The sequence below is a fragment of the Nocardiopsis deserti genome (genome assembly GCF_008638355.1).
GTDB lineage: Bacteria > Actinomycetota > Actinomycetes > Streptosporangiales > Streptosporangiaceae > Nocardiopsis > Nocardiopsis alborubida.
In genome coordinates this window covers 40,320-55,450 of record NZ_VWVS01000004.1, presented here as the reverse complement: position 1 = coordinate 55,450, position 15,131 = coordinate 40,320, and the positions used below count along the sequence as shown (strand labels likewise).

Below are 15,131 nucleotides of genomic sequence, written 5' to 3'. Positions count from 1 at the left end.
GAGTACAAGATCACGGCTGACAGGGCGGGGCGCGGCGGGCCTTCGCGGTCAGTACCGCTAGGACAGGATGCGGCGCGGCCCCTCGGGCGGGTGCGGACGGGCGCTCCACTCCCGGGGGTAGCCCAGAGAGACCTCCACGTGGGGCACGCCGTCGACCACGATCGTGCGCGGGATGTGCAGGTGCCCGTAGGCCACCGCGCGCGCCCGGTAGCGCACGTGCCAGTCCGCGGTGGCCTCCGTCCCGCACCACTGGGCGAACTCGGGGTAGCGCAGGATCCGGGTGGGTTCGCGCACGAGCGGGAAGTGGTTGACCAGCACGGTGGGCAGGTCCGCGTCCAGCGCGTCCAGCCGCCCGCGCGTGTACTCCAGGCGGGCGCGGCACCAGGCGTCGCGCCCGGGGTGGGGGTCGGGGTGCAGCAGGTACTCGTCGGTGCACACCACGCCCGCCTCGTGGGCGACCGCCAGCGCCTCCTCCTTGGTGTGCGTGCCCTCGGGCCGGAAGGTGTGGTCGTACAGGACGAACAGGGGAGCCACCGCGACCGGGCCCCCGGGCCCCGGCCACACCGGGTAGGGGTCCTCGGGGGTGTGCACGCCCAGGCCGCGCAGGCCCTCGACCAGGTGCCGGTAGCGTGCCTCCCCGCGTAGCTGGACGGGGTCCTTGGGTGTGGTCCACAGGTCGTGGTTGCCGGGCACCCAGACCACGGTGGCGAACCGGTCGGCCAGCAGCTCCATCGCCCAGAGGACGTCGTCGCTGGTCTCGGCGACGTCCCCGGCCACCAGGAGCCAGTCGTCGTCGGACTCCGGTCGCAGCCCCTCGGTGAAGGCGCGGTTGTCACCGTGCCGTACGTGCAGGTCGCTGATGGCGAACAGGCCCATCCCACCGTCTCCCCGTGTCGGCTCCGGTCCGCGGCCACCCTACACAGGCACGCGTGAAGGCCCTCGCGTGCGCCCCGGGGTGCAGGGAGGGCACGCGAGGGCCGACCTGTGCCGTGCCGCCGCCGGGCGGCTCACGCGGCGGCTCCGGCGCGGGGCGTCCGCGCGGGGGAGTCCGGCGCCGCGCGCCGCCGGACGCGCAGGTGGTGGACCAGTACGGCGAGCGTCGCGGCCAGGAACACCGCCTGCACGGCGGTGCGCACGGGCAGGCTCTCGGTCATCCCGGCGACCGCCCCGGCGGTGATCGCGTGGACGTTGGCCGGGAACATGACCACCAGCAGGGCGCTGAGCCCGGCCGCGGCCCAGGGCGAGGTGCGCGCCCACAGGATCCCCGCGGCCCCGGCCAGTTCGAGGACGCCGGTGACGGTGACCAGCAGGGCGGGAGCGGGCAGCGCGGGCGGGACCATCGCGATCAGCTCCTCGCGCATGCCCACGAAGTGCGACGCCCCGGTCAGGGTGAACATGGCCGCGATCCCGCCCCGCAGGGCCAGCGGCCAGGAGCGCAGCGGGCGCACGCCCGCGGCGCCGAGGACGAGCAGCAGCACAGTGACGCCGACGAGGGCGATGAGGGGTTCCATGGTGCTTCCTTCCGGTTCGCTCTCCTGTCCAGCAATCTTTCCACTGGTAATATTCCCCCTGCCGCTAGAACTTGTCAATGGAAAGATGGGGGGTGCCGGAGGAGGAGGCCCCGGACAGGAGCCGGGCGCCCGTGCGCTCCGGGTGACACTTCCCATCCCGCAGACGGGCGGCCGGGCGGACCGGCTCGGGTAGGGCCCGCGGCCCCCCGGTGGCGGGCTCCCGCTCCGTCGGTCGCCGTGAAGCGGTCCGTGGAGCCGTGTTCGGGCCTTGGCGCAGGTGGGAGCGCTGGCGGTCGCGGTCGTCGCGGGTCGCGCAGTGTGACCGGGGCCGTGTGTCGCGTCCGCTCCGGTCACGCTGAGTCCGTGTTCGACACCACTAGGGCGTGTGTAGGATGCCGCGGGTGATCGTGACGACACGGTCACCCGAGCCGTGGCGCACTCCCCCCTACCTCCCCGCCACGGCGCCGAGCCGAGGCGTGCCGCCCCCGACCCACTCGTGTCCGGGTGCGTACGCGCTCGCCGAACCGACACACGAGAGGTAGAGGATGAGCCCTGAGACCGTCGGCCTCGCGCTCCTGCTGCTGGGAGTGCTGCTGCTGGTAGCGAAGCTGGTACGGGTCAGGTGGAAGCTGACACAGAGGCTCTACCTGCCCGGATCGATCATCGGCGGCGGTGTCGCGCTGCTCCTGGGCCCCGACGTGTTCGGGCGCCTCATGGGCTGGTTGGCCGACCGGGGCGTCGGCGGGGGCTTCGCCGAGCGCGCGGCCGAGGGCGGGCTCTTCGGCGCCGACGTGATGGCGGTCTGGTCCGCCCTGCCCGGTCTGCTGATCTCGGCGGTCTTCGCCAGCCTCTTCCTCGGCAAGCCCCTGCCCCGCTTCCGTGAAGCCGCGTCCCTGGCGGGACCCAACCTCGCCTTCGGCGTCACCATGGCCAGCGGCCAGTACGTGATCGGCCTGGTGCTCGCCCTGCTGGTGCTCGCCCCCCTGTTCGGCGTGCCGGTCATCTCCGGGGCCCTGATCGAGATCGGCTTCCTCGGCGGACACGGGACCGCGGCTGGCCTGGGCGACACCTTCGACCAGGCGGGCTGGGCCGAGGGGCAGGACCTCGCCCTGGGCATGGCCACCGTCGGGCTGCTGTCCGGGATCATCGTCGGCATCGTCCTCATCAACTGGGGCGTGCGCCGCGGCAAGTCCAACGTGATCAGCGCCGACACCCGCGGCAGCGACACCGAGCAGGCCGGGCTGGTCGAGCCCGGCAAGCGCTCGGCGGGCTCGACCATGACCGTCCACCCCTCGTCCATGGACCCGCTGACGCTCCACTTCGGGCTGGTCGCCCTCGCCGTGCTGATCGGTCAGCTCATCCTCATGGGGTTGCAGTGGCTGGAGCGGATGCTGTGGGCCGACACCATCGAGATCATGGCCTACGTGCCGCTGTTCCCGCTGGCCATGATCGGCGGCATCGTCCTCCAGGTGTTCATCGACCGGTTCGACCGCAACGACGTGGTGGACCACGGGACCGTCGAGCGGATCCAGGGCCTGTCGCTGGACGTGCTCATCATCGCCGCGATGGCCACCCTGTCGCTCCAGGCCATCGCCGACAACCTCGCCGCCTTCGTGATCCTCGCCGTGGCGGGCGTCCTGTGGTCGCTGTGCGGCTTCCTGTTCCTGGCGCCGCGGATGATGCCCAGTCACTGGTTCGAACGGGGCATCGGCGAGTTCGGCCAGTCGCTCGGCGTCACGGCCACGGGCCTGGTGCTGATGCGCGTCGTCGACCCGGAGATGAAGTCGCCCGCCTATCCGGCGTTCGGCTACAAGCAGTTGATCTTCGAGCCGTTCTTCGGGGGCGGCCTGGTCACCGCCGCCGCCATCCCGCTGATCATCAGCCCGCAGGTGGGGGCGGTGGGCTTCCTGGCGATCATGGCCGTGGTCCTGGCGGCCAGCCTGGTCACGGGCCTGTTCGTGCTCCGGCGCCGGTCGCGCGGTGCCGCCGTGCCCGAACGGGAGGCCGAGGAGGCCGAGACGGTGTCCTGACGCCGGGGCGCCCGCTGGCCCGGCCCCGGCGGAGCGGGGCGCGGGGCTCAGCGGTCAGGGCCTGTCCGGTGCTCCGGTGCCGCGGCGCGGGCGCGGCCCCGGGCCGCTCCTCGCCGGGGCGCCGAGCGTCCTCCCGGAACCGGGCCTGTGGAAAACGGGTGTAGCGTCCCTTCGGTCACCTAGCGTTAGTCGTGGAGGCGGGACCGGCCCGAGGTCCGCCCCGGCAGCGCACACCAACCGAAGGGGCGGCCCGTGGTCGAACGCAGAGCCCTCGACATGGACTCGCTCGCGGTCAGCGACCGCTTCCGTCTGTTCAACTTCACCCGGCGCGACGACCACGTCACCTACCTGTGGATCCTGCGGGCCATGGACCGCCTGCGCGAGGTCCACCAGGTCCAGGCGGCCCCCGACGACGTCGCCGACGCCCTGCGCGAGCTCGCCCGGTCCCACGACGGGGTGCCCGTGCCCGACCGGAGCCTGCGCGACCGCCTGGACGAGCTGCACGCCGACCGCGTCGTGCACCGCTTCGACGACGCCTCGCGCGCCGGCAACCTGGCGCGCTACCGCAACCGCCAGTCGGTCTACCAGTTCAGCGAGCTCGGCTACCGGGCCTACCAGGCGGTCGAGAACCTGCTGGGAGCCCGCATCGAGGACGTCAACCTGTCCCGGCTGGTCTTCTCCGAGGTCCTGGAGGACCTGCGCGCCCTGGCCGAGGCCAACCGCACCGGCCGGGCCGAACAGGTCTACCGCAGGCTCTCGCGCCTGGACGCGGTCATGGAGGACATGGGGCGCCGCTCCGCCCAGTTCCACGTCACCCTCGGTGAGATCCTGCGCTCCACCGACACCTCCCCGGACATCTTCCTGCGCCACAAGAACGCCCTGCTGGTGCACATGAGCGACTTCATGGCCGAACTCGACCGCTACCTGCCCCGCCTGGACCGCGCCGTGCGCGAGGTGGAGGAGACCGGGCTGGCCACGCTGCTCTCCCGCGCCGCCGACTCCGACGAGCGCCTGTTCATGGAGCGCGACGAGCGCCTCGCCGACTGGCGGCGCCGCTGGCGGGCCCTGCGCGCCTGGTTCGCCTCCGACGACGCCATCCCCGCGCGGGCCGCCGAACTCCACTCGGCCACCCGGTCGGCCGTCTCCGGCGTCATCACCCTGCTGCGCCAGATCACCGAGGCCCAGCGCGGCGGGGTCAACCGCTCCACCCAGCTGCGCCACCTCGCCGAGTGGGTGTTCCACACCCCCGACGACGGCGCCGCGCACGCCCTGATGGGCGCCGCCTTCAACGTCCGCTCCGCACGCCACCTGGGCGCGGCCCACGACGACGAGGAACAGATCCCGCCCAACACGACCTGGTGGGACGCCCCCGGCGTGGAGGTGTCGGTCACCCTGTTCCGCAGCGGCACCGCCCCCAACGCGGGCGTGCCCAAGCCGGTACGGCGCAACCCCGGCGCCCAGGCGCGCCTGCGCGGACAGCAGGCCGCCGGCCGGGCCGCCGAACGCGAGGCCGCGGCCCGCCTCGTCGACCTGGGCGCCCACGGCCGGGTCCTGGACGAGACCGACACCCGCGTCCTGCTGCGCCTGGTCACCCGTGCCCTGGAGTCGCGCAGCGTCGTCGCCGGACGCCTGTCCTCGGCCAGCGGCGAGGGCGACGGCACCATGGTCCGCCTGGTCCCCGACCCGGCGGGCAGCACCGTCCACACCAGCCAGGGCCGGCTCCACCTGCCGGGTCTGCGCCTGGAGGCCACCGGCCACCGGCCCCGAACGAAGAACACCTGATGCCCCGACTCTTCGCCCGCACGGTCGCCCCCGCCGACCTGGGCTCCTACCAGCAGGCCATGCGCCGCGTCCTCACCTGCGACCTCATCACCGCCGCGCGCCCGCGCCCCGGCGTCCTGGACCAGGTGCTGCGCTGGGCCGACGAACTCGCCTCCGACCTGGAGCGGCTCTTCGGCTACACCCTGGTCGCCACCACCGACCACGTGCGCCTGGTCCGCGAGCTCGACGCCCTGGACCCCACCCAGCGCCAGACCTTCTCGCGCCGGGGCAAGCCCTTCGACCGGCGCAGACTCGCCTACCTGTGCCTGGTGCTGGCCGCCTTCCAGCGCTCCCAGACCGAGATCAGCCTCGCCGACCTGGTCGGCCGGTTCACCCCCGCGGCCAACGCCGTCGGCGGGCTGGGCTACGACCCCACCGACGGCGCCCACAAGGCCGCGCTGGTCGACGTCGCCCACTGGCTGGTGGACCGCGGGGCGCTCCACCTGTCCGACGGGTCTCTGGAGGCGTGGGCGGCGGGCGGTGAACAGGGCGACGCCCTGTTCGACATCGACCACGAGGTGTGCGAGCTGCTGTTCCGTCCGGCGCGCCCGGTCCAGCACCTGGGCAGCGTCGCCGGCCTGCTCGCCGACCCGCTCACCGAGGCCTCGCCGCGCGAGCAGGCGGCCCGGCGGGCGCGGCGGCTCCTGGTGGAGCGGCCGGTCGTGTACTACGCCGACGTCGAACCTGCGGTGGCCGCCGTCCTGCGCGGCCGGGGCGTGGCCGAGGACCTGGCCCGCGCCACCGGGCTCAGCGTCGAGCGCCGCGCCGAGGGCGTCCTGCTGGCCGACCCGGCGGGCACCTTCACCGACCGGCCCTTCCCCGGCCGGGGCGGGGCGGTCAACCGCACCGCCGGACTGCTGCTGGCCAAGGTGGCCGACCTGCTGGAGACCTCCCTGGCCGCGCTGGTCCGGCTCCAGGTGCCCCCGCACGCCGACGACCAGGCCGAACTCGTCCGGCTCGTGGACGCCGGTCTGCCCCGCGACGGCGTCGTGGCCGACCTGGCCTGGACCGGGGAGCCCGCGGGGGAGCGGGAGGAGGCCGCGGCGCTGCTGGAGGTCCCCCTGGTCGAGCGCGGCCGCTGGGAGACCATGATCCACGAGCTCTACGCGGAGTTCGGCGCCTCCTCCTTCGGCGGAGCCTGGCAGCAGGACCCCTACGGCCTGCTGGACGCCGCCCTGACCCTGCTCGCCGAGCTCTCCCTCATCCGGCCGGTCCCCGGCGGCGCCCTGGTGCTCCCCGCCGCCTCCCGCTACCGCAACATCCAGGGCGCGCTGCCCGAGCGCGCCGACGGGGGACAGCTGCCCCTGGGGCTGACCGGTCCCCCGCCGGGGGAGCGGGGCCCGACCGGCGGCGGGGAGCCCGCCGCGCCCGCGGGACCCGGCCTCGCGGACCACGGCTCCGGGGCAGCCGGCGCCGCGGACGACGCCTCCTCCGACGCCTCGCCCGACACGGCCCCCGCTGCCGCCTCCACCTCTGCGGAAGGAAAGTGATGTCCCCCAGGAGCGACCGATTCCGGCCCAGCCGCGCCGGTGTGATCAACGTCTGGGACTACGTCGACGAGGAGTTCGTGTTCGCCGACGGGCGCCTCGTCCTGCGCGGACACAACGGCTCGGGCAAGACCAAGGCGCTGGAGGTGCTCTTCCCGTTCATCCTGGACGGGTACACCGACGCCCGCCGCCTGGACCCCTTCAGCGGCCAGAACCGCACCATGAAGTCCAACCTGCTCTACCGCGGCCAGGACTCCGAGTACGGGTACGTGTGGATGGAGTTCGCCCGCACCGAGCCGCAGGAGCGGGAGGGGACCGAGACGGTCACCCTGGTCATCGGCCTGCGCGCGCACCGCCACCGCGACGGCGTGACCCCCTCCTTCTTCGTCACCGACCAGCGCCTGGGCGTGGACTTCGGCCTGCTCGCCTCCGACGGCCGTCCGCTCACCGAGAGGCAGCTCAAGGGGGTGCTCGGCGAGGACGCCTTCCGCTCCACCGCCGCCGACTACCGCCGCGCCGTGGACGCCCGCCTGTTCGGCCTGGGCGAGCGCTACGTCCAGCTGCTCGACCTGCTGCTGGCGCTGCGCCGCCCGCTGCTGGCCAAGGACCTGGACCCCGAGAAGGTCTCCGAGACCCTCACCAGCGGCCTGAGCCCCCTGGACGAGGAACTCGTCGACCAGGCGGCCCGCGACTTCACCAACCTGGCCGCCGTCCAGCGCCGCTTCGACCAGGCCACCACGGCGCACGCCGCGACCACGGCCTTCGTTGGGGAGTACGCCGCCTACCTCACCGCCCACTCCCGCCACCGCCTCGCCCGCGTGCACACCGCGACCGGGCAGACCGCCGAGCAGGCCCGCGCCATCGCCGAGGCCCGCGACACCCGTGAGCGGGCCACGCTCACGCACGCGGCCGCCACCGACCGGGCCGAGGAGCACGACGCCCGGATCCGTCGGCTCGCCGCACGCAAGGGCGGGCTGGAGGCGCACGAGGCCTTCCGCAGCCACGCCGCCCTGGAGATCGAACGCGCGCACAGCGCCGAGAACGCCCGCGCCCTGGCCGAGCAGCAGACCCGGCTGGACGAACAGGCCGGGGAGGTCGCCGCCCTCCAGCGGGAGGCCGACCGGGTCGCCGCCGACCTCGAACACGGGCGGGCGCGCACCGGTGAACTGGCCGTGGAGCTGGCCGAGAGCGCCGGTCAGGCCGGGCTCGACCACGACGGGGAGGGGCCAGCCGACACCGGCGAGGACCTGACTGCCACCGCCCAGGCGCGCGCGACCGCCCGGCGCGCCGACGTGGCCGCGGTCCGCGGGCGCCTCGCCGAACTCGCCCGGGCCGAGACCGCGCGCGGTGCCGCCGAGCGGGCCAGCACCCAGGCCGAGGACCGGCTCGGGCGCAGCGAGGCGGAGTGCGCCCGCGCGGCCGAGGACCTGGCCGCGGCCCGCGCCACCGCCGCCGACGCCCTCACCGCCTGGTCCGGGCACTGGGCCGAGGGTTCCGCCCCGGTCACCGACGCCGCCTGCGTCGCGGCCCTGGCCGAGGCGCTGGAGGGCGTCGGCCGCCCCGGCACCCCCACGGTGGCGGAGGTCTACGGCGAGCACACCGACCAGCAGCGCCTGGACGCCGCCGCGCACACGCGCACCCTGGAGACCGACCGGGACCAGCTCGCCGCCGAGATCGACCGCCTCACCCGCGAGCGCGAGGACATCGCCGCCGAACGCGACGACGCCCCACCCGCCGACGCGCTGCGCACCGCCTCCCGCGAGGGGCGCCCCGGCGCCCCGCTGTGGCAGCTGGTCCGCTTCGCCGACGCGGTCGGCGACGACGAGGCCGCCGCGATCGAGGGCGCCCTGCACGGCGCGGGCCTGCTCACCGCCTGGGTGCTGCCCCCCGACGCCGACGCCGCCCGCGCCGCGCTCGCCGCGGGCGGAGCCGACGCCTACCTGCTGCCCGCCGGGGGCGCAGCCGTCGGAGAGGGCCCCACCCTGGCCGACGTGCTGGTGCCCGAGCAGCAGGACCTGGTTCCCGAGCACGTCATCGCCCGTGTCCTGGCGTCGGTGCGCCTGACCGACGACAGCGGGGTAAGTCCGGCCGACCCCACGGACGTCGTCCAGCCCCTCGGTCCGGTCGGTTCCGAGGGGTCGGCCGACACCGGGGGCGGCGCGGGTGCTGGGGGAGCTGCGGCGCACACCGTCAGCACCGGCGCACGGTTCGCCCAGGGGATGCTGGTGGGCGTCAGCCCCAAGACCGCCCCCGAGTTCATCGGCGCCACCAACCGCGCACACCGCCGCCGGGAGCGCCTGGCCGAGTGCGACGCGCGCATCGCCGAGCTCGACGAACGGCGCGCGGGGCTCGCCGAGCAGCTCGACCGGGCGGGCGAACTGCTCAAGGCCTTCACCCGGGCCCGCGCCGCCCTGCCCGAGACCACCACGATCGACCGGGCCGTGCGCCGGGTCGACCAGCAGTCCACCCTCCTGGCCTCGGCGCGGGCCGAGAGCGAGGAGCGCCGCCGCGACCTGGACGCCGCGGTCGCCGAGGCCGACGCGCACCGCCACCAGGTGCGCGCGGTGGCCGCCGAACGCGCCATGCCCGCCCAGCCCGAGGCGGTGGACGCCGTCGCCCGTGCCGTGGACGACTTCCTGGAGACCGCGCGCCGGCTGCACACCGCCCGTACCGAGGTCGACCGGCTCGCCGCCGACCTGGACGGCCGGAAGGAGACCCTCGCCCGCCTGCGCGGACGGCTGGAGGAGGACCGCGGGCGCCACGAGGAGCGCACCCGCGAGCACGAGCGCGCCGTGGCCGAGCTGACCGCCAAGCAGGAGGGCATCGACGCCCCGGTCCGCGAGCTCATGGCCGAGCTCGAACAGGTCAAGGAGGGGCTGCACCGGGCTCGTGAGGAGCACCAGAGCGCCCAGAAGGAGGCCGCGGCCGCCCACGAGGCCATGATCCGGGCCGACGAGAAGCTGGAGGGCGGGCAGCGGGCCCTCACCGACTCCCTCACCGTCCTGTTCGAGCAGGCCGACGCCTTCGCCGCCCTCACCCATCCCGATCTGCGCGCCACCCTGGGCGTGGACACCGCGCACGCCTGGCCGGACCGGCGCGCCTGGCCCGCCCCCGGCGAGGCCGCCGAGCAAATCCTGGCCTCGGTCCCGGGCGACCCGGAGGCCGCCGTACGCGCCGTCCTGCCCGGTCACGCGGCGGAGCTGCTCGACGCGTTCACCGTCGCCGTCGGCTCCGGGGCCGCGGTCACCGACGGCGACCTCAAGTCCGTCTCCACACGGCTCTCCAACGCCCTGCGCGTCTTCCAGGACACCCTGGGCGGCGACGCCGAGGGCTACCGGGTCGACCACGACCTCGGCGTCAGCGGCGTCATCACGGTGTTCGTCAACGACGAGACCGGCCGCAACCCCGTCTCCGCCTTCGCCCGCGTCATCGCCGAACGCGTCGAGGAACAGGGCGCGCTGCTGCGCGAGGAGGAGCGCGGGGTGCTGGAGGACGAACTGCTCACCGGGATCGCCCAGCAGATCCACGAGCGGGTGCGGGTGGCCCGCGACCTGGTCGTCAGCATGGACGGCGACACCCGTTCGCGGCCCATGTCCTCGGGCACCCGGATCGGCATCCGCTGGAGCCGTTCGGACCGCGTCACCGAGCACCAGGCCACCGCCGCACGCCTGGTCCGGCGCGACACCGACGGACTGGGCGCCTCGGGGCTGACACGGTTGCGCGAGGTCCTGCGGGAGATGATCCGCGAGCACCACGCCGCCCACCCGCGCGCCACCTACAAGCAGGTCCTGTCGGCGGTGCTGGACTACCGCACCTGGTACCGGTTCGAGCTGCGCCTGGCCGTGCCGGGCCAGGAGGAGGTCAAGCTCACCAGGAACAAGCACGAGCAGATGTCGGGCGGCGAGAAGTCCGCCGCGATCCACCTGCCGCTGTTCGCCGCGGCCAACGCCCTGTACACCTCCGCCGCGCCCACCTGCCCCCGGATGGTGGCCCTGGACGAGGCCTTCGCGGGGATCGACGACCGCTACAAGCCCGAACTCATGGGGCTGACGGTCACCTTCGACCTGGACATGTTCATGACCGGGCACGACCTGTGGGTGCACTACGACACCGTGCCCATGGCCGCCCACTACGACATGCACCACGACAAGGGCGCGCACACCGTCTCGGCGATGCTCATGCTCTGGGACGGCGCCCAGACGATCGACGCCGACGCCGGGTTCTCCGGCAACGAGGAGCTGGCCGCCCGGCTGCTGGGCGTCACCCCCAGCCGGTTCGCCCCGCTGTCCTCGGCCGGAACCCTGCTGGAGGACGCCGACGCCTGAGCGGTCCCGGCACGGCCCCGGCGGCCTTCTCCTGAAGGCGCATCGCGGCCGTGCCGAAAAACGACACGTCCGTGCAACACCGCTCGTACTTCACTCGGGGGCGACAAGGACCCCACACATCGCGCAGGCGATGCCCGAGAGGTGAAGGATGAGCGCAGTGACGAAGCGGGAGACGGTGGAGGGCCTCCCCGCCGAGGATGCGGACGGACGTCCCCGCGGCCCGCTCGGCCGCGGGTGGCGGCCCCGGTACCGGCTGGCCGCGGCCCTGTGCGCCGCGGTGGTCATCGTGCTGGCGGCCTGGTCGGTGAACGTGCTGGTGCCGGACCGGGAGGAGGCGGTCTTCACGGCTGAGGACGGCGCCCTTCCGGACGACCTGTCGGTCACCCCGTTCGACACGCGGTACCCCTCGATCGCCCGCCTGGACGGTGCGCTGTTGGAGGCCGTGCAGGAGGCGGCCCGGGACGCCCTGGAGGAGGGGACCGTCCTCCACGTCACGTCGGGCTGGCGCAGTGAGGGGTACCAGCGGCACCTGCTCGACGAGGCCGTCCTCAACCACGGGTCACGCGAGGAGGCCAGAAGGCTGGTCAGCACCCCGGAGGAGTCCAGGCACGTGACCGGGGACGCGATCGACATCGGACCGACCGACGCCGCCGACTGGCTCGTCCGCCGCGGCTCGGCCTACGGGCTGTGCCAGGTCTACGCCAACGAGATGTGGCACTTCGAACTGCTCACCGAGCCGGGCGGGAACTGCCCCGACCTGCTGTCCGACGCCGCGGGTTAGGGGCGGGGCGCCGCCCGGCGCCCCGCCCGCGCGCCGGATCAGTCCGCCTCCGGGCCGCCCGTCCCCGAGCGCAGCCCGAAGGGCACGCCGAAACCGGTCAGCCAGCCGTCCTCGGCCAGCAGGCGGAACACCTCGTGGGTGACGTCGTGGTCGGGCGCCTGGCGCGGCGGCCACCCGAAGGCCCCGGCCACCGCCGACCAGCTGGGCCCGTGCCCGTGCTCGTCCCGGTAGGCGTCCACCCAGCGGGCCACCCGCTCCCCGCGGCCCGAGACCAGCTCCCGGGCGCGGTCGGCCACGGGCACGTCCAGCGGCGTGGTCGCCGGCGCGGTGCCAGGCGGCGTCGGCTCCGGGAGGGGCACGTAGGCCAGCGGCAGGGTGACCTCGGTGAGGGAGGCCACCACGGCGCCGCCGTCGACGCCCAGGTCCTCGACCCAGGAGATCTCCGTCAGCCACGCGAGCAGCTCCGCCAGCTCGTCGGTGCCGGACAGGGCGCAGGCCGTCACGACGTCCGCGGCCGGGACGCGGATCCGGCCGTCGGGATCGGCCCACAGGGCGAGGTAGGCCGCCACGAGGCGGAGCCGGTTGGGCTTCTTGCGCATCTTCTTGTGGGCGAGGGTGCGCGAGAACCAGCCCGAGGCCCGAGACCGCACGCCGTTGCCGAGCTTCCAGGTGTTGCCGTCCAGACTCGGCAGGCCGCACCGGGCAGGGTTCGCGGCGTCGGACTCGATCACCGTCTCCGGTGTCGTGCCCAGCCACCCCGAGGAGGTCAGGTCGCTCAGGGCGGAGTGGGCGTCCTCCAGACGCAGGATGCGCAGGTCCTGGCCGGTGAAGTTCGCCCAGCCCTTCAGCGCGCCCCGCAGGGTGAAGGTGAGGGCGAGCAGTCGGCTGTCGGGGGTCGAGCCCGCGTTTTCCGAGGCCACGCGCTCCCACAGCTCGCGGAAGAACTCCGCGTGGTGGGGGCCCATCCGCGGCACGCGCCTGCGGTCGGCCGGGATCTTCTCCTGGGGCCTGCTCCTGGCCTCCTCCAGGGCGCGCTTCCTCGCCTTCTTGGCCTTCTTGGCCTCGGAGTTGGACAGCCGCGCGGGAGCGCCGCCCGGCGGCACGCTGATGCCCTGCTCCCTGCAGCGCGCGCACTCCATGGCCGCGGCCAGGTCCTCGTTGGGCCGGTGGAAACGGGGCTGGGGGATCTCCTCGGGCAGGGGATCCCGCACGTCACTGGTGGCGGTGTGCTGCGTCATGGTCAGGAGCGTAGCGACGAAAGCTCCCCCGTGTCCGGCGTCCGCCGGATTCACGCCCCGGCTCACCAGGAGCGCAGTTCGAAGGCGGCCGACCCCGGCCCGGCGCAGCCGTGCGGGCGCCAGGAGGAGCCGCCGACGGTCGCCCACCGGCACACCATGCCGCCGATCCCGACCGGCGCGGAGAAGAACTCCTCGGTCCCGGGGGTGAGCCGGGGATGCGCCGTCAGCAGCGTCGAGGCCATGGGCGCGGCCCGCGCGCACGCCGTGGTCCAGGACACGGGGACCACCCACCACCCGGCCCCGTTCCCGCCCACCCGGCCGCAGACGGGCGTGACCAGCTGTTCGGTGCGGCCTGGCCACCACAGGCCCGTGCTGCCCGGTTCCTGTCCGGAAGCGTCCGCGACTCGGGGGACGGGAAGGTCGGCGGGCCGGTCCAGCAGGGTCAGCTCCAACTCCAGACGGGATCCGGGCACGGTGAGCTCCACGCGTGCGGGCAGGCCGTCCCCGGTCAGCTCCACGCGGCCGGCGCCCTCCCGGGGCAGGACGCGGCCCAGGTCCAGGTCCCAGGCAGCCAGGTCGCCCTCCAGTACCGGGCCGGTGTCCCCGTCCCCTCTGGGAGCGCTCCCAGGAAGGGCCCGAGTCAGGTCCGGGTCCGCGGCCAGGGAGGTCAGCAGCCCGGAGAACAGCGCGGGTCCGTAGTCCTCGGCGGGGAACAGGGCGGCCCGCTCCAGGGGTGTGGCGTCGGCGAGAAGTCCCTCGGCGGCCGCGGAGCCGCCCGGCTCGACGTGGAGGAAGGCGCCGTCGCCGTTGACGATGAGGCCGTACCCCAGGTCAGCGTCCTCCGGCTCGATGCTCAGGGCTCCGCTGCCCGCCGCGTAGCGCACGGTGAAGCGGGTCTCGCCCTCGGGCCACACCTGGTGGGCGGCGTCCGCGGTGCCGTCGGCCGCCTCGCCGCGGTCGTCGGTAGGGGTCCGCGTGACCCGCACGACCAGGCCGGGGCTCGCGTCGACCGCGGCCGCCGCCCGCAGCAGCGCCTCGGCCGGGTCCGCGCGCTGGTGGGCGTCGTACACCAGGCAGCCGCCCGAGACGGCGAGCACCGCGCCCACGGCGGCGCTGACGGCGGCGACCGCCCTGGAGGGCTTCCTCATCCGCACATCGTGCTGGAAACGGGTGGGGCTGTCAAAGGTGGTCACCCGCCGTGCTCTGCGTGCTCTGCCTGGTCGGGAGGCCGCACCCGGGGCGGCCCCGGCCGGGGCGGAGGAGTTTCGCGCCCCCTCCCGGGGCAGGAACAGGGCCATGGGCGACATGGTGCTGATCAGGCACGGACAGACCGAGTGGAGCCGCACGCGGCGCCACACCGGACTCACCGACATCCCCCTGACCGAGGAGGGGGAACGGCAGGCGCGGGCACTGCGTCCGCTGCTGGCCGCGCGCGACGTCGGGCGGGTGGTGACCAGCCCGCTGCGACGGGCCGCGCGCACCGCCGAACTGGCCGGGCTGCGCGTGAGCGAGACCGACTCCGACCTGACCGAGTGGGACTACGGCGGCTACGAGGGAATCACCACCGCCGACATCCAGGTCGGGCGTCCCGGCTGGTACCTGTGGCACGACGGGATCGTGCCGGGCGGACCCGGGCATCCCGGGGAGAGCGTGGAGGAGGTCGGGGAGCGCGTCGACCGGGTCCTGGAGAGGTTGGCGCCCCTGCTCGACGACGGGGGAGGGGCCGACGTGGTGCTGGTGGCGCACAGCCACGTCCTGCGGGTGCTCACCGCGCGCTGGCTGGGCCTGCCGCCCGCCGCGGGCGCGCTGTTCCGGCTGGAGACGGCCACGGTGAGCACGCTGGGCCGTGAGCACGACCGTCCCGTGCTCACCTCCTGGAACGTGCCGACCTGACGGGAAGGCCGTCGCAGCACCGGGACCGGGGATCGTACGACCGGA

General features: G+C 74.7%; 10 protein-coding genes. 6 read left to right on the top strand and 4 right to left on the bottom strand.

Annotation, left to right across the window (positions count from 1 at the left end; genetic code table 11):
- Window positions 1-57 precede the first annotated feature (57 nt).
- Both FYW99_RS13085 and FYW99_RS13080 read right to left on the bottom strand, forming a co-directional pair.
- Window positions 58-876 (bottom strand): metallophosphoesterase family protein, encoded by an 819-nt coding sequence (locus FYW99_RS13085; protein ID WP_150252322.1) that lies wholly within the window; start codon window positions 874-876, stop codon window positions 58-60.
- 131 nt (window positions 877-1,007) lie between these two features.
- Complete coding sequence (locus FYW99_RS13080) at window positions 1,008-1,511, bottom strand: DoxX family protein (protein WP_150252321.1); 504 nt, start codon at window positions 1,509-1,511, stop codon at window positions 1,008-1,010.
- A 545-nt stretch (window positions 1,512-2,056) separates the two neighbouring features.
- Here FYW99_RS13080 and FYW99_RS13075 point away from each other — a divergent pair.
- From FYW99_RS13075 to FYW99_RS13055, 5 genes are all read left to right on the top strand, one after another.
- Complete coding sequence (locus FYW99_RS13075; protein ID WP_150252320.1) at window positions 2,057-3,541, top strand: sodium/glutamate symporter; 1,485 nt, start codon at window positions 2,057-2,059, stop codon at window positions 3,539-3,541.
- Window positions 3,542-3,793: 252 nt separating this feature from the next.
- Entirely contained in the window at window positions 3,794-5,323 is a 1,530-nt protein-coding gene (locus tag FYW99_RS13070) for a TIGR02677 family protein (RefSeq protein ID WP_150252319.1), read from the top strand.
- On the top strand, window positions 5,323-6,852 hold the full coding sequence (locus FYW99_RS13065; RefSeq protein WP_150252318.1) for a DUF2398 family protein: 1,530 nt from the start codon (window positions 5,323-5,325) through the stop codon (window positions 6,850-6,852). The genes FYW99_RS13070 and FYW99_RS13065 overlap by 1 nt, the downstream gene beginning before the upstream one ends.
- Window positions 6,852-11,174: an SbcC/MukB-like Walker B domain-containing protein gene (locus FYW99_RS13060; protein WP_150252317.1), complete on the top strand. Its 4,323-nt coding sequence runs from the start codon at window positions 6,852-6,854 to the stop codon at window positions 11,172-11,174. The genes FYW99_RS13065 and FYW99_RS13060 overlap by 1 nt, the downstream gene beginning before the upstream one ends.
- A 148-nt stretch (window positions 11,175-11,322) precedes the next feature.
- On the top strand, window positions 11,323-11,955 hold the full coding sequence (locus FYW99_RS13055; RefSeq protein ID WP_150252316.1) for a M15 family metallopeptidase: 633 nt from the start codon (window positions 11,323-11,325) through the stop codon (window positions 11,953-11,955).
- A gap of 38 nt (window positions 11,956-11,993) precedes the next feature.
- Here the strand turns inward: FYW99_RS13055 and FYW99_RS13050 are convergent, their stop codons facing one another.
- Together FYW99_RS13050 and FYW99_RS13045 are read right to left on the bottom strand one after the other, a co-directional pair.
- The gene (locus tag FYW99_RS13050; protein ID WP_150252315.1) at window positions 11,994-13,193 is read right to left on the bottom strand and encodes a hypothetical protein; all 1,200 of its coding nucleotides are present in this window, start codon (window positions 13,191-13,193) and stop codon (window positions 11,994-11,996) included.
- A 62-nt stretch (window positions 13,194-13,255) separates the two neighbouring features.
- Entirely contained in the window at window positions 13,256-14,341 is a 1,086-nt protein-coding gene (locus FYW99_RS13045; protein WP_150252314.1) for a hypothetical protein, read from the bottom strand.
- A 148-nt stretch (window positions 14,342-14,489) separates the two neighbouring features.
- Here FYW99_RS13045 and FYW99_RS13040 point away from each other — a divergent pair, with 148 nt between their 5' ends.
- Window positions 14,490-15,086, top strand: coding sequence for a histidine phosphatase family protein (locus FYW99_RS13040; RefSeq protein WP_150252313.1), 597 nt, complete (start codon window positions 14,490-14,492; stop codon window positions 15,084-15,086).
- The last annotated feature ends 45 nt before the right edge of the window (window positions 15,087-15,131 follow it).

Bases quoted from the DNA above. Each gene is read 5' to 3' on its own strand.
- FYW99_RS13085 (WP_150252322.1), bottom strand. From the start codon at position 876: ATGGGCCTGTTCGCCATCAGCGACCTGCACGTACGGCACGGTGACAAC.
- FYW99_RS13080 (WP_150252321.1), bottom strand. From the start codon at position 1,511: ATGGAACCCCTCATCGCCCTCGTCGGCGTCACTGTGCTGCTGCTCGTC.
- FYW99_RS13075 (WP_150252320.1), top strand. From the start codon at position 2,057: ATGAGCCCTGAGACCGTCGGCCTCGCGCTCCTGCTGCTGGGAGTGCTG.
- FYW99_RS13065 (WP_150252318.1), top strand. From the start codon at position 5,323: ATGCCCCGACTCTTCGCCCGCACGGTCGCCCCCGCCGACCTGGGCTCC.
- FYW99_RS13060 (WP_150252317.1), top strand. From the start codon at position 6,852: ATGTCCCCCAGGAGCGACCGATTCCGGCCCAGCCGCGCCGGTGTGATC.
- FYW99_RS13055 (WP_150252316.1), top strand. From the start codon at position 11,323: ATGAGCGCAGTGACGAAGCGGGAGACGGTGGAGGGCCTCCCCGCCGAG.
- FYW99_RS13050 (WP_150252315.1), bottom strand. From the start codon at position 13,193: ATGACGCAGCACACCGCCACCAGTGACGTGCGGGATCCCCTGCCCGAG.
- FYW99_RS13045 (WP_150252314.1), bottom strand. From the start codon at position 14,341: ATGAGGAAGCCCTCCAGGGCGGTCGCCGCCGTCAGCGCCGCCGTGGGC.
- FYW99_RS13040 (WP_150252313.1), top strand. From the start codon at position 14,490: ATGGGCGACATGGTGCTGATCAGGCACGGACAGACCGAGTGGAGCCGC.